The 22,935-nt window shown below is 67.4% G+C and carries 19 protein-coding genes; 8 read left to right on the forward strand and 11 right to left on the reverse strand.

Annotation, left to right across the window (positions count from 1 at the left end; genetic code table 11):
• A partial coding sequence (locus WC597_RS15205) for a M20/M25/M40 family metallo-hydrolase (protein ID WP_372694628.1) occupies window positions 1-1,557 on the forward strand: 1,557 nt, incomplete at its 5' end.
• 167 nt (window positions 1,558-1,724) lie between these two features.
• On the opposite strand, the gene WC597_RS15210 is transcribed toward WC597_RS15205, so the two are convergent.
• A complete protein-coding gene (locus WC597_RS15210) occupies window positions 1,725-2,900 on the reverse strand; it encodes an acetyl-CoA C-acetyltransferase (RefSeq protein ID WP_372694630.1) in 1,176 nt (391 codons plus the stop codon).
• 160 nt (window positions 2,901-3,060) lie between these two features.
• Between WC597_RS15210 and WC597_RS15215 the strand changes: the two genes are divergently transcribed.
• From WC597_RS15215 to WC597_RS15225, 3 genes are all read left to right on the forward strand, one after another.
• Window positions 3,061-3,777 carry a hemolysin III family protein gene (locus tag WC597_RS15215; protein WP_372694632.1) on the forward strand — a complete coding sequence of 239 codons (717 nt, stop codon included), beginning with the start codon at window positions 3,061-3,063 and terminating at the stop codon, window positions 3,775-3,777.
• A 102-nt stretch (window positions 3,778-3,879) separates the two neighbouring features.
• Complete coding sequence (phaR, locus tag WC597_RS15220; protein WP_372694634.1) at window positions 3,880-4,503, forward strand: polyhydroxyalkanoate synthesis repressor PhaR; 624 nt, start codon at window positions 3,880-3,882, stop codon at window positions 4,501-4,503.
• A complete protein-coding gene (locus WC597_RS15225) occupies window positions 4,500-4,856 on the forward strand; it encodes a hypothetical protein (protein ID WP_372694636.1) in 357 nt (118 codons plus the stop codon). Before phaR ends, WC597_RS15225 begins: the two co-directional genes overlap by 4 nt.
• A gap of 212 nt (window positions 4,857-5,068) precedes the next feature.
• Here the strand turns inward: WC597_RS15225 and WC597_RS15230 are convergent, their stop codons facing one another.
• From WC597_RS15230 to WC597_RS15240, 3 genes are all read right to left on the reverse strand, one after another.
• On the reverse strand, window positions 5,069-5,494 hold the full coding sequence (locus tag WC597_RS15230; RefSeq protein WP_372694638.1) for a hypothetical protein: 426 nt from the start codon (window positions 5,492-5,494) through the stop codon (window positions 5,069-5,071).
• 85 nt (window positions 5,495-5,579) lie between these two features.
• Window positions 5,580-6,494: a hydroxymethylglutaryl-CoA lyase gene (locus tag WC597_RS15235; protein WP_372694640.1), complete on the reverse strand. Its 915-nt coding sequence runs from the start codon at window positions 6,492-6,494 to the stop codon at window positions 5,580-5,582.
• On the reverse strand, window positions 6,494-8,179 hold the full coding sequence (locus tag WC597_RS15240; RefSeq protein WP_372694642.1) for an ArnT family glycosyltransferase: 1,686 nt from the start codon (window positions 8,177-8,179) through the stop codon (window positions 6,494-6,496). The genes WC597_RS15235 and WC597_RS15240 overlap by 1 nt, the downstream gene beginning before the upstream one ends.
• 144 nt (window positions 8,180-8,323) lie before the next feature.
• On the opposite strand from WC597_RS15240, the gene WC597_RS15245 reads away from it, so the two are divergent.
• Entirely contained in the window at window positions 8,324-9,052 is a 729-nt protein-coding gene (locus tag WC597_RS15245) for a glycosyltransferase family 2 protein (RefSeq protein ID WP_372694644.1), read from the forward strand.
• Window positions 9,053-9,265: 213 nt separating this feature from the next.
• On the opposite strand, the gene groL is transcribed toward WC597_RS15245, so the two are convergent.
• Together groL and groES are read right to left on the reverse strand one after the other, a co-directional pair.
• Window positions 9,266-10,912: a chaperonin GroEL gene (groL, locus tag WC597_RS15250; protein ID WP_159847482.1), complete on the reverse strand. Its 1,647-nt coding sequence runs from the start codon at window positions 10,910-10,912 to the stop codon at window positions 9,266-9,268.
• A 138-nt stretch (window positions 10,913-11,050) separates the two neighbouring features.
• On the reverse strand, window positions 11,051-11,338 hold the full coding sequence (groES, locus tag WC597_RS15255; RefSeq protein WP_008259448.1) for a co-chaperone GroES: 288 nt from the start codon (window positions 11,336-11,338) through the stop codon (window positions 11,051-11,053).
• 310 nt (window positions 11,339-11,648) lie between these two features.
• Here groES and WC597_RS15260 point away from each other — a divergent pair, with 310 nt between their 5' ends.
• Window positions 11,649-12,101 (forward strand): hypothetical protein, encoded by a 453-nt coding sequence (locus tag WC597_RS15260; protein WP_372694647.1) that lies wholly within the window; start codon window positions 11,649-11,651, stop codon window positions 12,099-12,101.
• Between the two features lie 58 nt (window positions 12,102-12,159).
• Here WC597_RS15260 and pgi read toward each other — a convergent pair whose 3' ends face one another.
• Entirely contained in the window at window positions 12,160-13,767 is a 1,608-nt protein-coding gene (pgi, locus tag WC597_RS15265; RefSeq protein ID WP_372694649.1) for a glucose-6-phosphate isomerase, read from the reverse strand.
• Between the two features lie 109 nt (window positions 13,768-13,876).
• Between pgi and WC597_RS15270 the strand changes: the two genes are divergently transcribed.
• Window positions 13,877-14,353 (forward strand): hypothetical protein, encoded by a 477-nt coding sequence (locus WC597_RS15270; protein ID WP_372694651.1) that lies wholly within the window; start codon window positions 13,877-13,879, stop codon window positions 14,351-14,353.
• Between the two features lie 6 nt (window positions 14,354-14,359).
• On the opposite strand, the gene recQ is transcribed toward WC597_RS15270, so the two are convergent.
• From recQ to WC597_RS15290, 4 genes are all read right to left on the reverse strand, one after another.
• Window positions 14,360-16,255 carry a DNA helicase RecQ gene (recQ, locus tag WC597_RS15275; RefSeq protein ID WP_372694653.1) on the reverse strand — a complete coding sequence of 632 codons (1,896 nt, stop codon included), beginning with the start codon at window positions 16,253-16,255 and terminating at the stop codon, window positions 14,360-14,362.
• 84 nt (window positions 16,256-16,339) lie between these two features.
• Entirely contained in the window at window positions 16,340-17,317 is a 978-nt protein-coding gene (locus WC597_RS15280) for a complex I NDUFA9 subunit family protein (RefSeq protein ID WP_372694655.1), read from the reverse strand.
• A gap of 697 nt (window positions 17,318-18,014) precedes the next feature.
• Window positions 18,015-19,982, reverse strand: coding sequence for a M1 family metallopeptidase (locus WC597_RS15285; RefSeq protein WP_372694657.1), 1,968 nt, complete (start codon window positions 19,980-19,982; stop codon window positions 18,015-18,017).
• 83 nt (window positions 19,983-20,065) lie between these two features.
• Complete coding sequence (locus tag WC597_RS15290; protein ID WP_372694659.1) at window positions 20,066-21,316, reverse strand: multidrug effflux MFS transporter; 1,251 nt, start codon at window positions 21,314-21,316, stop codon at window positions 20,066-20,068.
• A gap of 142 nt (window positions 21,317-21,458) precedes the next feature.
• Here WC597_RS15290 and WC597_RS15295 point away from each other — a divergent pair, with 142 nt between their 5' ends.
• The gene (locus WC597_RS15295; protein ID WP_372694661.1) at window positions 21,459-22,904 is read left to right on the forward strand and encodes an AMP nucleosidase; all 1,446 of its coding nucleotides are present in this window, start codon (window positions 21,459-21,461) and stop codon (window positions 22,902-22,904) included.
• The last annotated feature ends 31 nt before the right edge of the window (window positions 22,905-22,935 follow it).

The following is a 22,935-nucleotide window of genomic DNA, read 5'->3' on the forward strand; positions in this document are numbered from 1 at the left end:
GTCGCCGCCCAGTCGGTGGACCGCGTCGCCGTCAACGGCATCATCGACCAGGGGCTGAACCACAGCCAGGTGATGCAGACCGCCGCCTATCTGACCGACCGGATCGGCGGGCGGATGACCAACTCGCCGCAGATGCGCGAGGCCGAACGGTGGGCGCAAGCGCAGTTCACCGACTACGGCCTGTCCAACGTCCGCGCCGAAGGGTTCGAGTTCGGCCGGGGCTGGTCCATCGTCCGCTCCAGCGCCCGCATGACCGCGCCGCGCCCGCTGGACCTGCGCGCCATTCCCGTGGCCTGGACGCCCTCGACCAATGGAACCATCAGCGCCGGGGTGATCGTGGCCCCGATCTCCAAGGTCGAGGACTTCGACAAATGGCGCGGCAAGCTGGCGGGCAAGATCGTCATGCTGTCCCAGCCGGGCACGGGGTCGGAGCCGACCGAGCCGGCCTTCCGCCGTTGGACCGCCACCGAACTGGCCGAGCGCAACACCTATAACCATCCGCAGCATTCGCCCGCAGCGATGGAACGCCAGCTCAAGACCGCCAACTTCGCCAATGAGCTGGACACCTTCCTGGTCGAACAGGGCGCCTTGGCCTGGGTGCGGATTTCCCAGCGCGACGGCGGCCTGCTGCACGGCACGGGCTACACCTATCAGGTCGGCGCCACGCCGAAGCTGGCGGGGATGGAGCTGGCGGCGGAAGATTATCGTCGCCTGGCGCGCCTGGCCCTGACCGATGCGCCGCCGACGCTGGAGCTGAACAGCGAGGTCCGGTTCCACGACGAGGACGGCAACGCCTACAACATCCTGGCCGACATCCCCGGCACAGCGCGCGGCAGCGAATACGTCATGGCCGGCGCCCACCTGGACAGCTGGGTCGCCTCGGACGGCGCCGTGGACAATGCGGCGGGCAGCGCGGTGGTCATGGAGGCGGCGCGCATCCTGAAAACCCTGAACGTGCGGCCCAAGCGCACGATCCGTTTCGCGCTGTGGAACGGCGAAGAACAGGGCATTCTGGGCTCGCTGGCCTATGTGGACCAGCATCTGGCGACGCGTGCGCCGTCGAACGATCCGGCGCTTGCGGGCCTGTCGAACAATCGCACCTGGCGCAGCCGCTGGCCCATCGAGCCGCGCGCGGGCTATCGCGACCTGGTGGCCTATTTCAATCTGGACAACGGCTCGGGCAAGATTCGCGGCATCAACGCCGAGGGCAATGTCGCCGCCGTCCCGATCTTCCAGGAATGGCTGGCGCCCTTCGCCAGCATGGGCGCGACTACGGTCTCGCTGCGCAACTCGGGCGGCACCGACCACGTCTATATGCAGACGGTGGGCGTACCCGGCTATCAGTTCATCCAGGACCCGCTCGACTATTCCAGCCGCCTGCACCACACCAGCATCGACAGCTACGACCACCTGAAGGCCGAGGACCTGCGTCAGGCGGCCGTCATCCTGGCCAGCTTCCTGCTGAACGCCGCCAACCGCGACGAGCCCCTGCCGCGCATGCCGCTGCCGACCCAGCCGACGCCGAGCGATCCGTTCGAATACCCGGCGGTGGACTGAAAATTGCCTCCCTCTCCCGGTGGGAGAGGGCTTGAGCACACGGCGGCGCAGCCGTCGTCCTTGTGCGAAAGGGTGAGGGTTCGGTGGTGCGATCTGGCCCACCATCCGACCCTCATCCGGCTCTTCGAGCCACCTTCTCCCGGTGGGAGAAGGGCGATTATGTCAGGTCACGCCCGCTCGACGCACATGGCCACGCCCATGCCGCCGCCGATGCACAGGGTCGCCAGGCCCTTCTTGGCGCCCGACCGCTTCATCTCGAACAGCAGCGTCGTCAGGATGCGGGCGCCCGAGGCGCCGATGGGGTGGCCGATGGCGATGGCGCCGCCGTTGACGTTGACCTTGGCCGGGTCGAGGCCCAGCTCCTTGACCACGCACAGGCTCTGGGCCGCGAAGGCCTCGTTGGATTCGACCAGATCGAGATCGGCGACGCTCCAGCCCGCCTTCTCCAGCGCCTTCTTCGAGGCCGGGATCGGCCCTGTGCCCATGATCGAGGGATCGACGCCGGCCGTCGCGTAGGAAGCGACGCGGGCCAGCGGCTCCAGCCCGCGGGCCTTGGCCTCGTCCGCACTCATCAGCACCAAGGCGGCGGCGCCGTCGTTCAGCCCGGACGCATTGGCGGCGGTGACGCTGCCGTCCTTGGCGAAGGCGGGCTTCAGCTTCTGCATCAGCTCCAGAGTCGCGCCGTGGCGGATGTATTCGTCCTTGTCGACCGTCACGTCGCCCTTGCGGCCGGGAATGACGACGGGAACGATCTCGTCGTCGAACTTGCCGGCGGTCTGGGCCGCCTCGGCCTTGTGCTGGCTGGCGAGACCGAATTCGTCCTGGGCCTCGCGACTGATCGACCATTTGTCGGCGATATTCTCGGCGGTCTGGCCCATGTGATAGCCGTTGAAGGCGTCCCACAGGCCGTCCTTGACCATGGTGTCGACCAGGGCGACGTCGCCCATCTTGTGTCCGTTGCGCAGGGCTTGTGCATGCGGCGCCTGGCTCATGCTCTCCTGACCGCCGGCGACGACGATCTTCGCGTCGCCCAAGGCGATCTGCTGGGCGGCGATGGCCACGGCGCGCAGGCCCGAGCCGCAGATCTGGTTCAGGCTCCAGGCGGCGGCCTCTTTCCTGACGCCGGCGCCCACAGCGGCCTGGCGCGCAGGGCCCTGACCCGCGGCGGCCTGAAGCACATGGCCGAGGATCACCTCGTCCACCTCGTCGCCCGACACGCCGGCTCGCTCAAGCGCCGCCTTGATGGCGATCTCGCCCAGCTTGGACGCCGGCAGGGACGACAGGGCGCCCAGGAAAGAGCCGACCGGCGTGCGCGCGGCGGAAACGATGACGACGTCGGTCATGGGATTTCACTCTCTGGAGAATAGGTCTGCGTGACCGTTTTGCCGCATCGCGACGCCTTCGTCACCTGCGACAATAGAAGCCCGGCCGGATTCAGCCCTTCGTCACCCTGTCGGCGCATTGTCGCGGAACGATAGAAGCGATCCATGGATTGGAAGGGCTATGCTTCGTACGCTGAAACGTCTCGTCACCCACGTCTGCACGCCGGACGAGCTGGACATGATCGAGCACTATCCGACACGCGCCGAGAAACTGGCGGACCTGTGGGTCCATGTCGTCGGCCTGATGCTGGCGGCGGTCGGCGGGATCATCCTGGCGGGACTGGCGGGAGTCTACACGGGCATCGGCGGCGTCATGGCGACGGCCATCTACGCCCTGTGCCTGGTCGGCATGCTGACGGCCTCGACCATCTACAACTGGACCAACCCCTGCGCCGCGCGGCCTGTGCTGCGGCGGCTGGACGAGGCGGCCATCTTCCTGATGATCGCCGGCAGCTACACCCCCTTCACGACCCAGCGGTTCGAGGGGCTGTGGTCCATCGGCTTCACCACCCTGATCTGGACCCTGGCCTTCATGGGCGCCGGGGTGAAACTGTTCGCGCCGCGCATCTCGGACAAGTTCTGGAGCGGCGTCTATGTCGTCTTTGGCTGGCTGGCGGTCGCGGCCCTGAAGCCGATGGTCGAGACGGTCCATCCCGTCGCCTTGGCCCTGCTGGTCATCGGCGGCCTGATCTACACCGCCGGCGTCTTTGTCTTCGTCAGCCCGCGCGTGAAGTTCCGGCGCGCCATCTGGCATGGCTTCGTCGTCACGGGTGCGACCGTCCACTGGACGGCGGTTCTGGTCGGCGTCGTCCTGGCCCCGGCGATGAGCCACGGCTGATCCGTCCGCACACTTTCTGTATGGGGCGCGCATTGACGCCCCCTCTGGCGCTTCGCGGCGCAAGGGGAGATAGTGATGCGTTGCAACATCGCGAGAACAAGCGTGGCTGACGAAAAAAACAAGGGCGGAAACAAGAACGAGGCGAACGCGGTCGTCATCAAGAAGTATGCGAACCGCCGTCTCTACAATACGCGGACCAGCGCCTATGTGACGCTGGAGGACCTGGCCGCCATGGTGCGCGAAGGGGTAGACTTCGTCGTCTATGACGCCAAGACCAATGACGACCTGACGCGCCAGATCCTGACGCAGATCATCTTCGAGGAAGAGAGCCGGGGCGAGGCCCTGCTGCCCGTCCAGTTCCTGCGTCAGCTGATCGGCTTCTACGGCGGGTCGATGCAGGGGGTTCTGCCCTCCTATCTTGAGATGTCGCTGGCCAACTTCGGCCGCCAGCAGGAACAGTTCGCCAGCCAGGTCGGCCGCGCTTTCGGCGCCGGCTCGGGTGCGACGCTGATCGAGGAAACGGCCAAGGCGAACATGGCCATGTTCGAACGCGCCATGCAGATGTTCCCGGCCTTCGGCTATCCGCGCGCCGAACCAACGGCCGCGCCCGAGGCCAAGCCGGAGCCCGCGTCTGAGGCGCCCGACGCTCTCGACGAAATGCGCCGCCAGATGGACGAGATGCGCCGCCAGATCGATAAGCTGGCGGGTGGCGCCAAGCCCAAATGACCGACCGGATTCAATCTGTCGGCGGACCGGAGCGGGTGGATCGCCGCGAGGGCGACCGTCGCGAGCGCGAGCGTCGCGAACGCTCGGCCTCGCGCGCCCTGGTGCCGGTCGATGCGCCCGCGCCCGACATCGACGCCCAACCGGCCCCGGCAAGAGCTGCCGTCCCCCCGGCGCCGGAGCCGGGCGCCAGCGCCTTCGTCGCCCAGCAGATGGGTCAGACCGGACAAAAGCGCGGTCTGCGCGGCGGCCCGCCGGTGCTGGACGCCGCCCGCTCCGCCTATCTCGGAGCCGAATATTCCGGCGCGGCCGAGCGTCGTCCGGTTGCGGGCAAGGCGGCCAAGACCGACATCTGATCCGGCGGCACGGGGTTTGCTGGAGGCGCGGCAGATCGCCCTCAGCCGGACCTGCCCATGCCCGCCGTCTTCGCCCTCGCCGCCAAATTCTTCGACGTCGCCGTGGTCGCCCTGATCTTCACGGCTTTTTCGTAGGGCCTATCGCGCTTCGCGCTACTTGAGGCCATTGTTCGTGGGCCTATCGGCCTTCGACCTACTTGAGGCCGTGTGGCTCACGCACCGCCGAAATCGAAATCCTTGCGAGACGAGATGATCGTCACGATGAAGCCGGCCAGCACGTCCAGCAGGATCATGATCACGATCAAAAAGAAGGTCGAGGTCGCAAAGCCCGGCAGCAGAAGGAACTCCACCAGCACGGCAATGAACAGGATCATAGACAGGGCGTGATTGATGATGGCGACCCGCTGGCTGGAGGTCGACTTCACCAGCTCGAAGAACAGCAGGATCAGGCCCAGGAACAGGATCAGGTCGCCCGACCCGATCGTCCATTGCGCGCCCGAGGTCATGGTGATCGAGAACAGCGGATCGCGCAGCAGGGCGTCCGCCTGGACGATGGCGCCGCCGCCCGACCCGCCGAACAGCACCACGATATTGTAGAGCACCACGGGGATCAGCAGCAGCGGAATGGCGATCAGCATGGTCGGTCCTCTTCGCAGCCCGCCCGACGGCTACGCCTGTTCATCATGAATAGCTCCGTTTGCGAATCCTCGCCACAGCAAGGCTTCAGCGCTTGGGAAACCCGCCCGCGCGACTGAGCGCCGACGGCGCCTGCCGACCGATGGCCTCGCCGATCCAGCGGGCCGTGGCGATCAGGGCGTCCAGATCATACCCCGTCTCGAACCCGCCACGCGCCAGCATATAGACCAGGTCCTCGGTGGCGATATTACCCGTGGCGCCCGGTGCGAAGGGACAGCCGCCGATGCCGCCGACCGACGCATCCAGCACATCAATCCCGGCCTCGACCCCCGCATAGGCGTTGGCCAGGCCGGTGTTGCGGGTGTCGTGGAAATGCAGGCGCAGGGTTGCGTCCGGCGCTACGGCTTTCGCCGCATCGACTTTCCGCGTTACCGCCCAGGGATCGCCCGCGCCGATGGTGTCGGCCAGACCGATCTCGCCTACGCCCATCTCGGCGATGGCGCCGACCATGTCGGCGACCTGATCGACCGAGACCTCGCCGTCGAAGGGGCAGCCCCAGACGCACGAGATCATGGCCGACAGCGCCGGCGCGCCCTCTGACGCCTCCGCATTGTGTCGCCGGGCGACGATCTCGCCCAGCATCACCAGCTGATCCTTCACCGCCAGGCCCTGGTTCTTCAAGCCGAAGCCGTCGGTGGCGGCGACCGAGACATTGACCTCATCCACCCCGGTCGCCAGCGCCCGGTCATAGCCCTTGCCGTTCAGAACCAGGCCGATGCGGCTGCGGCCCGCCTCGTGCGGCAGGGCGGCCATGACCTCTTCGGCGCCGGCCATCTGCGGCACATATTTGGGATGGACGAAGGAGACGGCCTCGATCCGCTTCGCCCCGGCGCCCTCCAGCCGTCGCACCAGATCGGCGCGGACGGCGGGGGCCAGCACGGTCTTCTCGTTCTGCAGCCCGTCGCGCGGACCGACCTCGACGATCTGGATGAAGCGGCCCATTACGAGCCTCCCGCGCCAGCGCCCAACCCGTTCCGGGGCGGCGGCGCATAGACGGTCAGGCTGACCTCGTCCCCACCCGAATAGTTGAAGCCATTGACCACCCCGACCGCGCGGCCCGACACGCCCAGCCGGGCCGCTGCGGCGCGGAAGGCGTCGGCGTCGCGCCCCTCGACGATGGCGGGACGCCCCTCGGCCAGAGCCTGGGCCGCGCCTTGCGCGTCGGTCAGATCGGTGTCTCGCCCGGTCAGGAAGACGAAGCTGGGTTCATGGAAGCCCGTGATCGCCACCGGACCCGGCGTGCGGCCCTGGCGCGGATGCAGGTCGGCCGCCTCCAGCGCCTTCTCAAGCTGGGGCGCGACAGCCAGCGGCCGCAGCTGCCGGATCGTGCCGGCCAGGGCCGCATGGGCCACGATGCCGAAGGCCAGCGAGGCGACCAGCGCCGCCACAGGCGCCCGATTCAGCAACAGGAAGCCGCCCATCGCCCCCGCCGCCAGCGCCATGACCACGGTCAACGCCGCCCAGGTCTGGGCCGTCGAGGTGCCATAGACCGTCAGTCCATAGACGGTGATGCCGATGATCAGCAGAGCCGCAAACGCCGCCAGCGCGGCGCCGGTGATCCTCGACACCTTGCCGATGGGCTGGGCCAGGGCGGCGGCGGCCAGCAGGGCCAGCGCCCCGAAGGTCGGCAGGGTATAGTGCCACAGCTTGGTCGGGGCCAGTTCGAACATCAGCCAGCCGGGAACCAGCCAGCAGACCAGGAAGCGGATCGCCGGCTCGGCCCGCCGGCTCCACCCCGTCGAGACGGCGGCGGGTAGCAGCAGGGTCGAGGGGAAGAACAGCAGGGGCGCCAGCAGCAGATACATGCCGGGGAAGCCCGAATGGCTTTCATGCGCACCCGCGATCTTGGGCGCCAGATCGCCGCCGATGGCCTCGCGCCAGAAACCGCCGTCGGTGGCGATGGTGATGGCGATGGCCCACGGCCCGACCATCAGCGCGACCAGCGGCAGCCCCCAGCCCCAGCCGAGGCGATAGAGCCATTTCACGTCCCGATCCCAGATCGACAGTGCGATGATCGCCAGGGCCACGACCAGGAATCCGATCGGTCCCTTGATCAGGATCGACAGGCCGATCCCAGTCCAGAACAGCAGTTTGTGCGGTCGGATCGGTCGTTCACCCGCCCTGGTCGCCATATAGATGCGCGCCAGCGCCGCCATGGCCAGGGTGGTCGCCCCGCACAGCATGGCGTCGGTCTTGGCGATCCCCGCCTCGGTCGACAGCAGGAAGGTCGCCCCCATGATGGCCCCGCCGAAGAAGCCGACCCGGCTGCCCAGCATGGCCGACCCGGCCCAGGCCACGGCCCAGGCCGCCAGCATCGCCCCAAGCAGAGACGGGATGCGATAGGGCGCGATCTCGCGGTTCTCGACATCCGAGGTCAGCCCGACAGCGACGGCCTGCATCCAGTAAATGCCGACCGGCTTCTTCCAGCGCGGTTCGTCCTGATAGCGGATATCGACGTAGTCGCCGCTTTCCAGCATCTGGGATGTGGCCTGGGCGAACCGGCTCTCGTCGCGATCCAGCGGCGGCAGCAGCAACAGGCCGGGCAGGCCGGCGATCAACGTCAGCAGGGCCGCGAGAACCGGCCCGCGCCAGCCGGCGATGCGGCCATCCAGATCGAAAGTCTTCATCTGGCGATCCTTACACGGCCACCGCGCCCTCGTCAGCCGTCTCCCCTAAGCGTTCGATCTCGGCTTGAATCCGAGCATGATTCACGTTTCAGCTGAAACCGCTGCGCAGTTCCGTCGGAAACGATCATGCTCTATGGAGCGCCAATGACCGCCGAAACGCCCGAAATCTCCGTCGTCGTTCCCGTCCATGACGAGGCGGGCGCCGCCGTGCCCCTGGCGCGCGAGATCGCCGCCGCCTTCGCCGGGCGTTCGTACGAGATGATCTTCGTCGACGACGCCTCCAGGGACGCGACCCTGGCCGAGCTGAAGGCCGCCATGGCCGAACTGCCGGCCCTGCGCGTCCTGGCCCACGGGACCAATGCGGGCCAGAGCCGGGCGGTCCGCACCGGCGTCCTGGCGGCGCGCGCGCCGGTCGTGGTGACGATGGACGGCGACGGCCAGAACCCGCCCGCCGACGCGCCGCGCCTGGTCGACGCCCTGCTGGCCGCCCCCGCCGACGTCGGCCTGGTCGGCGGCCGTCGCGCCAAGCGTCAGGACACCGAGGCCAAGCGTCAGGCCTCGATCTGGGCCAACCGCATCCGCCGTCGCTTGCTCGGCGACGACGCCGACGACACCGGCTGCGGGCTGAAGGCCTTCCGCCGCGACGTCTTCCTGCGCCTGCCCTACTTCGATCACATCCACCGCTACCTGCCGGCCCTGATGATCCGCGAGGGGTTCAGGAACCAGTACCTCGACGTGGACCACCGCCACCGCGAGGTCGGCCGCTCGAAATACACCAACTGGGGCCGCCTGCGGGCGTCCTTCTCGGACCTGCTGGGCGTCATGTGGCTGAAGACGCGTTCGCGCCGGCCCGGCGCGATCTCGGAGTTCTGAAACACCGTCTCCTCCCCATTTCATGGGGAGGTGGCGCGACGCCCCTTCGCGTCGTGACGGAGGGGCCGGCGCCGCATCGCAAACGCCTGTGCAACTTCAAGAGCCCCTCCACCGCTACGCGGTCCCCCTCCCCGCTTCGCAGGGAGCAGACATGAAAAAGGGCGGGGTCTCGCGACCCCGCCCTTCTGCATTTCAGCGTCAAGTGGCTTGGACTTAGAAGTCCATGCCGCCCATGCCGCCCATTCCACCCATGTCAGGGGCGCCGCCGGAGCCGCCCTTCTTGGGGGCGTCGGCGACAGCGGCTTCCGTCGTGATCAGGATGCCGGCCACCGAAGCGGCGTCTTGCAGGGCCGTGCGAACGACCTTGGCGGGGTCGATGACGCCCATCTTGACCAGGTCGCCGTATTCTTCGGTCTGGGCGTTGAAGCCGAACGAGGCGTCTTCGTTTTCCAGCACCTTGCCGACCACGATCGAGCCTTCGACGCCGGAGTTTTCGGCGATCTGACGGATCGGAGCCTGCAGGGCGCGACGGATGATCGCGATGCCGGCGTTCTGGTCGGCGTTGTCGCCCTTGACGTCGGCCAGGATCTTGGAGGCCTTCAGCAGGGCGATGCCGCCGCCCGGAACGATGCCTTCGTCAGCCGCGGCGCGCGTGGCGTTCAGGGCGTCGTCGACGCGGTCCTTCTTTTCCTTCACTTCGACTTCGGTCGAACCGCCGACGCGGAGAACCGCGACGCCGCCGGCCAGCTTGGCCAGACGTTCCTGCAGCTTTTCCTTGTCGTAGTCGGAGGTGGTGTCTTCGATCTGGCGCTTGATCTGGGCCACGCGGGCTTCGATCGCGTCCTTCTCGCCGACGCCTTCGACGATGGTGGTGTCGTCCTTGGTGATGGTGACCTTCTTGGCCTTGCCGAGCATGTCGATGGTGACGCTCTCAAGCTTGATGCCCAGGTCTTCCGAGATGACCTGGCCGCCCGTCAGGATGGCGAGGTCTTCCAGCATGGCCTTGCGGCGATCGCCGAAGCCCGGCGCCTTGACGGCGGCGACGCGCAGGCCGCCCCGCAGCTTGTTGACGACCAGGGTCGCCAGGGCTTCGCCTTCGATGTCCTCGGCGATGATCAGCAGCGGACGACCCGACTGCACCACGGCTTCCAGGATCGGCAGCATGGCTTGCAGCGAGGTCAGCTTCTTCTCGAACAGCAGGATGAGCGGCTCTTCGAGCTGAACCTCCATCTTGTCGGCGTTGGTGATGAAGTAAGGGCTCAGGTAGCCGCGGTCGAACTGCATGCCTTCGACGACGTCGACGGTGGTGTCGGCGGTCTTGGCTTCCTCGACGGTGATGACGCCTTCGTTGCCGACCTTGGCCATGGCCTGGGCGATCAGCTCACCGATTTCGCTGTCGCCGTTGGCCGAGATGGTGCCGACCTGGGCGATTTCCGAGTTGTTCGAGACGGGCTTGGACTTGTCCTTGATCTCTTGCAGGACCAGCGTGACAGCCTTGTCGATGCCGCGCTTCAGATCCATCGGGTTCATGCCGGCGGCGACGGCCTTGAGGCCCTCTTGCACGATGGCCTGAGCCAGGACGGTCGCGGTGGTGGTGCCGTCACCCGCCTTGTCGTTCGTTTTCGAAGCGACTTCGCGGATCATCTGGGCGCCCATGTTCTCGAAGGCGTCTTCCAGCTCGATCTCTTTGGCGACCGACACGCCGTCCTTGGTCGAGCGCGGGGCGCCGAAGGACTTCTGGATCACGACGTTGCGGCCCTTGGGACCCAGGGTCACCTTGACGGCGTTGGCGAGCACGTTGACGCCGCGCAGCATCTTGTCGCGCGCGTCGGTGTTGAAATGTACGATTTTAGCGGCCATGCGGGCTGCTCCTTTGGTGTGAGTGGCGAGTGGTTAGTGGCGAGCGGCGAGGGATCTGAAACTGGGGCGACGGCGGCGGCTTCACTCGGAAACCTGCTCGCTGCTCGCCACTGATCACTCGCCACTGAGGGCTGAGCCTTAGCTCAGCACTCCGAGCACGTCCGACTCTTTCATGATGATCAGGTCGTCGCCGTCGATCTTCACTTCCGTGCCCGACCATTTGCCGAACAGGATGCGGTCGCCGGCCTTCAGTTCCAAAGCGTTGACCTTGCCGGATTCGTCACGGACGCCGGGGCCGACGGAGACGACCTCGCCTTCCTGGGGCTTTTCCTTGGCGGTGTCGGGGATGATGATCCCGCCCTTGGTCTTGGATTCTTCTTCAACGCGCTTGACCAGCACGCGGTCGCCGAGCGGACGGAACGCCATCGGACTTCTCCCTGTAAAACCCCCGGATCGGGGCGTTTTTGAAACGGTGTGCGGCATTCCCGCGATCGCCGTTTTGGCAGCCAACCAGCGAGAGTGCTAACGCGAGCGGGAGTTAGGCAGACGGGGGGGCATCGTCAAGCGGCGTGCCCTCAATCGCCTGCGAAACTTCCGCGACAACGCGACGCGCGCATGAACCGAAAATGAATGCGGACCTCTGGGGTCGTTCAAACACGGGCAGATAAAACCGTTTCAACGCTGATGCTTCTCCCCCTCGGAAAGGCGCATCGGCCCGAAACAAAGGAGACGGAACATGTCAAAGCTGCTGAAGATCACCGCTGTCGTCGCCGCCCCGGTCATGGCTCTGAGCCTGATGGCCGCTCCGGCCTCGGCCCAATCTTACGGGAACGGGGCGCGTGACCGCGACAACACCGGCCGCAACGCCCTGATCGGCGCCGCTGTCGGCGGCATCGCCGGCGCCATCTACGGCAATGGCGACGGTCGCTACATCGCCGGCGGCGCCCTGGGCGGCGCAGCCATCGGCGCGGTGGCCTCGTCCTCGAACCGCGGTTCGCGCTGCGACTATTATGGCGGCGGCCAGTGCTATCGCAACCAGGGCCGCTGGGATCGCGGACAGGGCTTCAACAGCCGCAACGGCTACGATTATCGCTATGAGAATCGTCGCTATGAATCGCGCGGCGACCACCGTGACTACCGCGACTATCGCCGGGACGACCGCGACTATCGTTACGATCGCCGCTGGTGATCGCGCGACGGCCTGAAAGACACCGAGGGCTCGGCCGCAAGGTCGGGCCCTTTCCTCGTCAGCCGAGCAAACGCGTCATCAGGGCCGCCGTGGACGGGTCGAGTTCGGCCGAAGGCCCGCCGGCGTCTACGTCCTTCAGGATCGCCCTGGCCAGCACCTTGCCCAGTTCGACGCCCCATTGGTCGAAGCTGTTGATGTCCCAGATCACGCCCTCGACGAAGGTCTTGTGCTCATAGAGGGCCAGCAGGGCGCCCAGGGTCGCGGGCGTCAGCCGCTGCATGACGATGGCGGTCGAGGGGCGATTGCCGGTGAAGGTGCGGTGGGGGGCCAGACGGGTCGCGTCCTCTCCCGACAGCCCCTGGGCCAGACCTTCGGCCTTGGCCGCCTCGGTCGTCTTGCCCAGCATCAGGGCCTGACCCTGGGCCAGGGCGTTGGACCACAGCGGCGATTCCGGCGCGTCGGCGTGGGTTTTGGCGACGATCACGAACTCGGCCGGGACCGTCTGCGGTCCCTGATGGATCTGCTGGAAGAAGGCGTGCTGACCGTTGGTGCCCGGCTCGCCGAACACGACGGGGCAGGTCTGGCGCGTCACCGGCGTGCCGTCGCGATGCACCCGCTTGCCGTTCGACTCCATCTCCAGCTGCTGCAGGAAGCTCGGCAGCCGACGCAGGGCGTGCGCATAGGGCGCCACCGTCCGCGCCGGCCGATTCAGCCCATCGACGTTGAACACCTGGGCCAGGGCCAGCAGGATCGGCGCGTTCCCCTCCAGCGGGGCCGAGACGAAATGGTCGTCCATGGCCGCCGCCCCGGCCAGCATCTGTTCGAACACGTCCCAGCCCAGGGCGATGCCGCACGACAGACTGACCGCCGACCACAGCGAATAGCGCCCGCCGACCCAGTCCCGGAAGGCGAACGTCCGGCCGCATCCGAACGCGCCCGCCTTCTCCGGCGCCGCCGTCACCCCGATGAAGTGTTTCGTCATCCCCTCGGCCGGCAGCGACGCCGCCAGCCAGGCCTTGGCCGCCTCGGCGTTGGCCAAGGTTTCCTGGGTCGTGAAGGTCTTGGACACCACCACGACCAGGGTCGTCTCGGGGTCCAGGCCCGTCAGGGCTTCGGCCATGTCGCGCGGGTCGATATTGGCCACGAAGCGCAGGTCGATGGCGGGATCAAGCGGACGCAGCGCATCCCACACCACGCGCGGCCCCAGGTCCGACCCGCCGATGCCGACATGGACGATGGCCTCGAACGTTTTGCCCGTCGCCCCCGCCTCGGCGCCCGAGCGCACTGCGTCGGCATAGGCCTTCATGTCCGCCCGAACCGCATCCACCTCGGCCGAGACCGGCTCGCCCAAAGCCTTGAAGTCGGCGCCGGGCGCGGCGCGCAGGGCCGGGTGCAGCACCGCCCGACCTTCGGTCAGATTGACGGCCTCACCCGCAAACAGGGCCGCGCGACGCCCCTCGACGTCGGACGCCCGCGCCAGATCCAGGCAGGCGTCGAAGGCCGCTTTCGTCCAGCTCTGTTTCGACAGGTCCAGATAAAGCCCCGCCGCCTCGACCGACATCCGCGCCAGCCGATCGGGATCGGCGGCGAACTGATCCACGATCCGGGTCTGGGCCGCCTCGACGGCGGTGCGATCGAATGTCTTCCAGGCGTCGTCGCGGCTCATGGCGTCCTCGGTCGGTGTAATGGCGATTGGAGAGGGTAAACACTCGTTTACGGGTCGGGGGTAAACAGGTTCAACGTCCTAGCGGACGGTGAAACAGGAAGTCATCCCAATGTCCTGCGGCCTCGCGCTTTCGATCGCCCTGGCGATGTCCAATCCCGCCGTCGCCCTGGCGGCGGATCAGCCGGCGGCGGTGCCCGGCGCGCCGATCTCGGTGGCGACCGAGCCCCTTTTCGCCGACATCATCTCACGCTCGACCAGCCTGAAAGCCATGGTCGATGGCTGGGCGGCCGCCAGGGCCGCCGACGACGCCGCCTTCTTCACCAGCCAGGCCTTCACCGGCTTCAAGGCCCAGACCGAGCAGTTGGCCGCCCTGGACATGCAGGGTCACCTGATCCTGAAGGAGCGCGGAACCGACGGCGACCTGAAATGCATCCTGCGCGGCATCTCCGAGGACATGCCCAAGAAGGTCGCCGCCGTTCAGGCCGCCGCCAGCCCGGCCGAACGCGCCGTGGCCCTGTCGGAACTGTCCTATCTGCTGAACGACAATGTCGAAGTCATCACCGCCCCGCCCAAACCGGCGGTCTGACCCGATCTAGAGGGCGTTCAGCGTCTCCAGCACGCCCTTGCCGTAGCGATCCAGCTTGGACTGGCCGACGCCGGAAATCGCGCCCAGACTGTTCAGGTCGCCCGGCTCCGCCTCGGCGATCTCCAGCAGGGTCTTGTCCTGGAAGATGACATAGGGCGGGACATGCTGTTCGGAGGCGCGGTCGCGGCGCCAGGCGCGCAGAGCCTCGAACCGGGCGCGGACGTCGACGTCCATCGTCTCCAGCGCCGCGTTGCGGCCTTCGCCGGTGCGGTCGCGGCGATTGCGCGGATTGCCCGAGCGCGTGCCGGCGTCGAAGCCTGCGGGTACGCGGCGAACCTCGATCTTGCGTTCGGCCTTGTAGACGGCGCGCACCGCCTCGCCGTCGCCCAGTCCGACCAGGGGCTTGCCGTCGTTGGCGTCCTCGACCAGCAGGCCTTCGAACAACAGGTGATCGACGATGTCGCGCCAGCCGTTGGGCGAGATGTCGGCGCCGATGCCCCAGGTGGACAACTGCTGCTCCCACGGCTGGACTGCCTTGGTCCGGCCGGTCAGGTGGTCGACGATCCGGCCCCGGCCGAACCGGCCACCCAGACGCTGGACCGCCGCCAGGGCCTTTTGTGCGGGGACGGTGGCGTCATAAAGAAGGGGCGGGTCGCCGCAGATGTCGCAGACGCCGCAAGGCTCGGCGTCTGTCTCGCCGAAATAGCGGCGCACGGCCTGGGCGCGGCAGGCGGCGCCGTCCAGCATGGCGAACAGCTGGCGCGCCTTGCGCACCTGGACCTGCTTGACCTCTTCGGCCATCGGGCGGCTGTCCAGCCGGCGCAGGGCCCAGGCGATGTCGGAGGGGCCGTACAGGGTGATGCCCTCGGCCGGTTCGCCGTCGCGACCGCCCCGGCCGATCTCCTGCCAATAGGCCTCCAGCGAACCGGGCGGATCGGCGTGGATGACGAAGCGCACGTCGGCTTTATCGACGCCCATGCCGAAGGCGATGGTGGCGACCATGACGGCGCCCTCCTCGGCCAGAAACCGTTCCAGCCGGCGGTCGCGTTCGCGCGTGTCCATGCCGGCGTGATAGGCGATGGCGTTGGTCCCGGCGTCGCGCAGCGCCTGGGCCACGCGGTCGCAACCGTCGCGGCTGCCGCAATAGACCACGCCCGACTTGCCCCGCCGCTCGCGCACCAGTTCGATGACGCGGGCGTCGGTCTTGGCGCGCGAGGCGCTCTCCTTGCGCTCGGCCGACAGTTGCAGGTTCGGACGGGCGAAACTGTCGACGAAGACCTTGGCCTCCTCCAGCCGCAGCGAGCGCAGGATGTCGTCACGGGTGCGGGCGTCGGCGGTGGCGGTGACCGCGATGCGCGGCACGTCGGGGAACCGCTCGGCCAGCAGACCCAGGTTGCGATAGTCGGGACGGAAGTCGTGGCCCCATTGCGAGACGCAGTGGGCTTCGTCGATGGCGATCAGGCTCAGCGGCAGTTCCGCCAGCCGGTCCATCATGGCGCCGGCCGCCAAGCCTTCGGGCGAGACGTAGAGCAGGTCCAGATCGCCGGAGCGGGCCGCCGCCCAGATGGCCGAACGCTCGTCCAGCGACACCCCGGAATCGAGCCGAGCCGCAGCGACGCCCTGCTGTTTCAACGCCTCGACCTGGTCGGTCATCAGGGCGATCAGCGGCGAGACCACCAGGCCCAGGCCGGGGCGCAGGATGGCGGGAATCTGGTAACAGACGCTCTTGCCGCCGCCGGTCGGCAGGACGGCCAGCACATCGCCGCCGGACAGGATCTGCTCGACCACCTGCCCCTGCATCCCCCGGAAATCGGCGTGGCCCCAGACGCGCGACAGCAGGGCCCGCGCGTCGTTCAGGTCAGGCGTATCGGTCGAAGAGAACTGGGGCTGCGTGGCCGACATCCTTAAGCTGTGCACTCTTTGTTCCCATATGCGAAGCGCCGCCGGCCGCGAAAGCGACCGACGGCCTCATCGGATGGGGATGGTTCAGTGGGCGGGGGCTTCGGCGAACTGGCCGCCGACGCGGTAGCGCCACAAATAGGAAGGCGCGATCGCCGCCATGCCGGCCGGATGGTCGATGCCCAGGTTGCTCAGGCCCAGGGCGTCGGACGCGACGACATTGTCCTTCTCCAGCATCAGCACCTGATCGCGGGTCAGCGGTGGTGTGACGCCGACGAACCGGCCCAGTTGCAGCAGCGAGCCCAGGGGCTTGGCGACGACGAAGGGAACGGGGACCAGCATCCGGTCGCGGCCGGTCTCGCGGCGCACCAGTTCCAGCACTTCGCGGAAGGTATAGAGGCTCGGCCCCCCCAGTTCGAAGGTGCGGCCCGCCGCATCGACGCGGGTCACGCCCCGCGCGATGGCCTCGGCGACATCGCCGACATAGACCGGCTGGAACCGGGTGTCCCCGCCGCCGATCAGCGGCAGGACCGGCGACAGGGTCGCCATCGCGGCGAAGCGGTTCAGGAAGCCGTCGCCGGCGCCGAACACCAGCGACGGCCGCAGGATCACCGCGTCGGGATAGACGGCGCGCACCGCCTCCTCGGCCTTGGCCTTGGAGCGGCCGTAGGCCGAGGGGCTGGCGGCGTCGGCGCCGATGGCCGAAATCTGGACCAGACGCTGGACGCCCGCCGCCCTGGCGGCTTCGGCGATGGTCTTGGCCGCCTCGGTATGGACGGCGTCGAAGCCGCGCTTGCCGCCCGCGTCGTGCAGGACGCCGACCAGATTGACCACGGCGTCCGCACCGCGCACGGCGGCGGCCACGTCCTCGGCGCTGGTGATGTCGCAGCGCATGAACTGGATTTGGCCGGGATCGCCCAGCGGCTGGATCTCGATGGCCAGGACCGGGTTGCGCACGGCCACGCGAATGCGCCAGCCGCGACGCGCCAGGGCGCGCACCGCCTGCGACCCGATAAAGCCCGATCCTCCGAAGAGGGTCAGGACGCCGGGGGCGAGGTCAGCCATGGGGAAAGCTCCAGTCGAAATCCGTGTCGCGGGATAGACGATAGGGCGCCGCACCGCAACGCAAACGGGGGATTCCGCGATAGGGACAAGCGTGATCGGCCTCGCGCTTTCGCAGCGAAGTTGATGGAGGGCTGGGCGGAGCGCCGGGCCTTCGCCCGGAATGTGATTAGAGATTACCGTTTCGACGAAGGGTTGACGCTCCGCGCGGGTGGTTGGCCTGCAAGCTCGGGGCGTCGAGCGGTGGCGGTCTTATCGCCTAACCCCATAAGCCTGCGACAGGTCGGCGGGGTCTGCGAAACCCCGTCCCGAGTGCGATCGAGTATCCCCCTCGACCCTCCGACGGCGTTCGCCGCCGGCGCGGGCCGTTTCAGACCCGCTCCCGTTCCATCCGCTCCCGCCGCCGCAAGGTCGCAGGCCAAGCGAGCCCTCCGGGCGACGGGACGGGAGTATTATGCGGCGATTTGACCCCGTGGGCAGGAGAAGGAGGACATAATTCGGCAAGCGATTGAAATCGCTGAAAATGAACCAGCGTCATTGTGATGGCTGGCGTGCGTTTCTCCCTCCCCTTCATGGGGAGGGGCGGCGAAGCGGAGCGTAGCCGGGGTGGGGGCGTGTGAAGCGCTTCACCCGTTTTACGGCCCCACCCGGATCGCTGCGCGATCGTCCCTCCCCATGAAGGGGAGGGAGAAGCGGACGTTTACTGCCGTCCCACCAGTTGATCCACCGAGTTGCTAGTCACCGGGTGATACAGCGGTCGGGCCTCGCCGTAGATTCGGCGGGCGATGGGGCGGCCCCATTCGCTCTCGTTCCACAGGGTCTGGAACAGGGGCAGGACAAACTTGCGGCGGCCCTGGCTGGTCAGGAACTTTTCGGCCGTGGCGACAGCGGGTTGATAGCGGTGCGCCAGGGCGATCTGCAGCCAGCCGAAGGTCAGTTCGGCATTGCCCTCGTTCGCCAGGTTCAGGGTGCGCTCCAGATCGGCCAGCTGCGCATTGGTCAGCCAGTCGGCGTTGGCGCGCAGGCCTTCGGGACGCCAGCCCAGGAAGCGCTGGCGCTGCTGGGTGTTCCAGTTCGCCCACGCAATGGCCGAGGCCGGTCCCCTGTCCTTGAAGAAGGCGACGGCGGCGGCGTCTACGGGCGTGAAGGCGTCCGACACCGGCGCGACCGCGTTCGACGGCAGGCCGGGCTGATAGACCCATGTCTCCAGTTGCAGTTCGGATTCCAGACGCGTGTCGCCCTTCACCAGATTGGCGCGGATGTCGTCCAGGAACATGGCCGTGGTCATCGGGCGATAGGCGTTGCGGTCGAAATAGCCGCGCAGCCAGGCGTCGAACGCCTCACGCCCGACGACGCGCTCGATGGTGCGCAGGAAGGCCGAACCCTTGTCATAGGCGATGGTGTTCATGCCGTCGTCGGGATCGCGGCCCAGCAGGTTCAGATGCAGGCGCGTGTCGTCGGCCGGCAGGGACTTCAGCTCGTCCTGAAGTCCGTCCCAGCTCAGCACCTGCTCCTGAACCGCGCGATCATAGCCGTAGATCGACTCCATGATCCGGTTCTCGAAATAGGTGGTGAACCCCTCGTTCAGCCAGAAGTCGTTCCAGGTGGCGTTGGTCACCAGATTGCCCGACCAGGAGTGCGCCAGTTCGTGCGCGACCAGCGACACCAGCGAGCGGTCGCCGGCGATGATGGTCGGGGTGGCGAAGGTCAGTTTTGGGTTCTCCATCCCGCCGAACGGGAAGGAGGGCGGCAGGACCAGCAGGTCGTAACGACCCCAGCGATAGGGGCCGTACAGCTTCTCGGCCGCGTCCACCATTTCGGCGGTCGGCTCCAGCTCGGCGGCGGCGTCGCGCAGACGGCTGGGCTCGGTCCAGACCCCGGTTCGCTCGTCGAACGGAGCGAAGGCGATGTCGCCGACGCCCAGCGCGATCAGATAGGGCGGGATCGGATTGTTCATCCGGAAACGCCAGGTCTTCATTCCGCCCCCTTCAGAATTGGGTGCGGCCGGCTCGCCGTTGGGCGTCAGGTGGTCCGCGCTCATGACCACGGTCAGGTCGGCGGGCGCGGTGATGCGGGCCGAATAGGTCTGGCGGATGCCGGGGCTGTCCTGGGTCGGGACCCAGGTGCGGGTCAGGATCGCCTGGCCCTGGCTGAACAGGTAGGGTTTTTCGCCGCCCGCCGTCTGGGTCGGGCTGAGCCATTGAAGAGCCGCCGCGTCGGGACGAGTCGAATAGGTGACGACGATCTTGCGCCGTTCGTTCGGGACGAAGGCCGGGAAATAGACCGTCAGGGGCTGGCCCTTGATGGCGTCGTTGTCGCCGACGACATAGCGCAGCGGCTGACCCGCAGCGTCGCGCACGTCCTGGATGTCCAGGTTGCGGATATCCAGGATCACCTCGTTGGCGCCGGCGACCGCCAGGATGTCCAGGGTCGCCGTGCCCGACAGGGTCTTGGCCTCGAAGTTCGCGGTCAGGTCCAGCGCCACATCGACGACGCGGGCGATCTCGGGCCGGGCGTAGGTGTGGCTGTCGACCGCATCGGGACCGGGCGCAGGCGCGATGGCGGGCGGCGTCATCGACGCGCCCCCGGTCGTGGTGGAGCAGGCGCTCAGCCCCATTGCGGCGGCAAGGGCGAGGGCGGAGACGAGACCGAGCGCTTTGCGCTTCATCGAGGCTTTCCTGGGCTGACCGTAACGATTGGCCGGAGAACGCGCGGAAACGCCGAAAAGATCAAGTCTCGGTCAGATCGACCTCACGCCGCAGCGACCGGCGGCTGATGATGGGCGCGGAACAGCCGTCCCCGCTCGGCGAACAACACCCAGCCCAGGGCGATCAGGCCGAATACGGTGAAGCCCACTGACATCGGAATCGTCGTCCCGTTGAACTGCTGGCCCACCGCAAAGCCCAGCAGCGAGCCGACGATGGTGGAGATGAAGCCCTGGATCGAGGCGGCGGTGCCGGCGATCTTGCCCATCGTCTCCATGGCCATGGCCCCGAAGTTGCCGGCGATGAGGCCGAAACAGAACATGGTCAGGGTCTGCAGCACCGCAAAGGTCCAGATCGATTCATGGCCGCTGATCGCCACGGCGGCGTGGACGGCCGAGATGGCGGTGAAGCCGATCAGGGCCGTGTGCGAGATCTTGCGCGACCCCAGTTTCACTACCAGCCGCGCATTGACGATGGAGGCCACGGCGATGCCGCCCGCGATCAGGGCGAAGATGGCCGGAAAGGCCGCCTCGGCATGGAAGACATCGGCGAAAATCTGCTGCGCCGAGTTGATGAAGCCGAACAGAGCCCCGGTGATGGCCGTCATGGCCAGGGTGTAACCGATGGCGGTGCGGTCGGTCAGGGCGGTCTTGTAGGCCGCGGTCAGACGCTTGACCTGGATCGGCAGGCGATCCTCGGGCTTCAGCGTCTCGGGCAGGCGAAGCGACGCCCATACGATCAGGCCGACGCCGATCAGACCCAGCCCGGCGAAGATCCAGCGCCACGGCCCGACCAGCATGATCATCTGGCCGATGGACGGCGCCAGGATCGGCACGCCCAGAAAGACCAGGAAGCTGAACGACATGACCCGCGCCATGGTGCGGCCCTCGTAGCGGTCGCGCACGATGGAGACGGCCAGCACGCGTGTGCAGGCGCTGCCCAGACCCTGACCGATGCGGGCCATGATCAGGGTGTCGAAGGTCGGCGCCAGGGTCGCCAGAAGGCTGAACACCACATAGACGCCCACGCCGAACAGCAGGACGGGCTTGCGCCCGAACCGATCCGCCAGCGGGCCGTAGATCAGCTGGGCGCCGCCGAACCCGAGCAGATAGGACGTCACGACCCACTGACGATCGTTGTCGGTCGCCACGTTCAGGTCCGCGCCGATGTGCGGCAGGGCCGGCAACATCGAGTCGATCGCCAGGGCGTTCAGCGCCATCATCAGGGCGATGAGACAGACGAACTCGACGAAGCCGAGCTCCTTCTTGGCGGGCGCTGACGCGAGGGAAGAAGACATCCGGGCCAGATGCGCCGTCACGCCCCGATCCGCAACCGCAGCCCTGTCATAAATTGCTGCGATGCAGCAAAATCGGGGCAGCGAAATCAAGCTTGAACGCCAGGCGCCTCGCCAAAGCCAAGAAGCTTCGCTAGAGGAAGTCATGACAGAACAGATGACAGCACAGGCGGCGCTGGACCGCCTCGAAACCCTCTACATCCAATCCGTGACCAACCTGCGCGACGCCGTGCGGGATTTCGTCAACACCGGCGAGCGGCCCGATCCGCTGAAACGCGCCGAAGGGGTGTTCGCCTATCCCGAACTTCGCATCCGCTGGGACGGGGATCGCCCCCAGGACCTGGAGCCGCGCGCCTATGCCCGGCTGTCGAAACAGGGCAGCTACGCCACCACTATCACGCGGCCGGACCTGTTCCGCCCCTATCTGACCGAACAGTTGGGCCTGCTGGAGCAGGAATACGCCGCGACCTTCGAGGTCGGGCTGTCGCGCCAGGAAATCCCCTTCCCCTATGTGACGGACGGGCTGGAAGTCGCGCTGGACCGGTCGATGACGGCCGCCCTGGCGCGCTGGTTCCCGACCACGGACCTGGCCCATATCGGCGACGAGATCGCCGACGGCCTGTTCGAAATGGGCGGCGACTTCCCCCTGTCGCACTTCGACGGCTTGCGGACCGACTTCTCGCTGGCGCGGCTGAAACACTACACCGGCACGCCCGTGGACGACGTTCAATCCTATGTCCTGTTCACCAACTACAATCGCTATGTCGATGAGTTCGTGCGCTGGGCCATCGAACAGCTGCAGACGCCGGGCTCGCCGTATCAGACCCTGTCCTGCGCCGGCGGCGTCGTCATCACGCGCGACACCCCCAATCCCGAGGCGGCGATCAGCGACACGGCCTGGAAGAAGCACCAGATGCCGGCCTATCATCTGACCGCGCCGGGCCATAAGGGCGTGACCCTGGTCAACATCGGCGTCGGCCCGTCCAACGCCAAGACCATCACCGATCACCTGGCCGTCACGCGCCCGCACGTCTGGCTGATGATCGGTCACTGCGGCGGCCTGCGCGCCAGCCAGACCATCGGCGACTATGTCCTGGCCCACGCCTATCTGCGCGACGATCACGTGCTGGACGCGGTCCTGCCGCCCGACATCCCCATTCCGTCGATCGCCGAGGTCCAGCGCGCCCTTTACGACGCCACCAAGTCGGTCAGCGGCATGCCGGGCGACGAGGTCAAGCTGCGGCTGCGCACCGGCACCGTCGTCACCACCGACGACCGGAACTGGGAGCTGCGCTATTCCAAATCGGCCCTGCGCTTCAACCAGAGCCGCGCCGTCGCCATCGACATGGAAAGCGCCACCATCGCCGCACAAGGGTATCGCTTCCGCGTGCCCTACGGGACGTTGCTGTGCGTGTCGGACAAGCCGTTGCACGGCGAGATCAAGCTTCCGGGTCAGGCCAACCGCTTCTACGAAGGCTCGATCTCCGAACACCTGCAGATCGGCATCCAGGCGGTGGACCTGATGCGCAGCGAGGGCTCCAAGCTACACTCGCGCAAGCTTCGCGCCTTCGACGAGCCGCCGTTCCGGTGATCCAAAACTGTCTCCTCCCCACATCGTGGGG

Origin of the sequence: Brevundimonas sp., from assembly GCF_041648115.1 — a bacterium.
Taxonomy (GTDB): domain Bacteria; phylum Pseudomonadota; class Alphaproteobacteria; order Caulobacterales; family Caulobacteraceae; genus Brevundimonas.

What these genes read in the sequence shown, in the direction of transcription:
- WC597_RS15270 (WP_372694651.1), top strand. Translation starts at nt 13,877, where the DNA reads ATGTCCTGCGGCCTCGCGCTTTCGATCGCCCTGGCGATGTCCAATCCC.
- pgi (WP_372694649.1), bottom strand. Translation starts at nt 13,767, where the DNA reads ATGAGCCGCGACGACGCCTGGAAGACATTCGATCGCACCGCCGTCGAG.
- groL (WP_159847482.1), bottom strand. Translation starts at nt 10,912, where the DNA reads ATGGCCGCTAAAATCGTACATTTCAACACCGACGCGCGCGACAAGATG.
- WC597_RS15210 (WP_372694630.1), bottom strand. Translation starts at nt 2,900, where the DNA reads ATGACCGACGTCGTCATCGTTTCCGCCGCGCGCACGCCGGTCGGCTCT.
- WC597_RS15280 (WP_372694655.1), bottom strand. Translation starts at nt 17,317, where the DNA reads ATGGCTGACCTCGCCCCCGGCGTCCTGACCCTCTTCGGAGGATCGGGC.
- WC597_RS15295 (WP_372694661.1), top strand. Translation starts at nt 21,459, where the DNA reads ATGACAGAACAGATGACAGCACAGGCGGCGCTGGACCGCCTCGAAACC.
- WC597_RS15230 (WP_372694638.1), bottom strand. Translation starts at nt 5,494, where the DNA reads ATGCTGATCGCCATTCCGCTGCTGCTGATCCCCGTGGTGCTCTACAAT.
- WC597_RS15290 (WP_372694659.1), bottom strand. Translation starts at nt 21,316, where the DNA reads ATGTCTTCTTCCCTCGCGTCAGCGCCCGCCAAGAAGGAGCTCGGCTTC.
- WC597_RS15240 (WP_372694642.1), bottom strand. Translation starts at nt 8,179, where the DNA reads ATGAAGACTTTCGATCTGGATGGCCGCATCGCCGGCTGGCGCGGGCCG.
- WC597_RS15235 (WP_372694640.1), bottom strand. Translation starts at nt 6,494, where the DNA reads ATGGGCCGCTTCATCCAGATCGTCGAGGTCGGTCCGCGCGACGGGCTG.
- WC597_RS15285 (WP_372694657.1), bottom strand. Translation starts at nt 19,982, where the DNA reads ATGAAGCGCAAAGCGCTCGGTCTCGTCTCCGCCCTCGCCCTTGCCGCC.
- WC597_RS15215 (WP_372694632.1), top strand. Translation starts at nt 3,061, where the DNA reads ATGCTTCGTACGCTGAAACGTCTCGTCACCCACGTCTGCACGCCGGAC.
- WC597_RS15260 (WP_372694647.1), top strand. Translation starts at nt 11,649, where the DNA reads ATGTCAAAGCTGCTGAAGATCACCGCTGTCGTCGCCGCCCCGGTCATG.
- WC597_RS15225 (WP_372694636.1), top strand. Translation starts at nt 4,500, where the DNA reads ATGACCGACCGGATTCAATCTGTCGGCGGACCGGAGCGGGTGGATCGC.
- groES (WP_008259448.1), bottom strand. Translation starts at nt 11,338, where the DNA reads ATGGCGTTCCGTCCGCTCGGCGACCGCGTGCTGGTCAAGCGCGTTGAA.
- recQ (WP_372694653.1), bottom strand. Translation starts at nt 16,255, where the DNA reads ATGTCGGCCACGCAGCCCCAGTTCTCTTCGACCGATACGCCTGACCTG.
- WC597_RS15245 (WP_372694644.1), top strand. Translation starts at nt 8,324, where the DNA reads ATGACCGCCGAAACGCCCGAAATCTCCGTCGTCGTTCCCGTCCATGAC.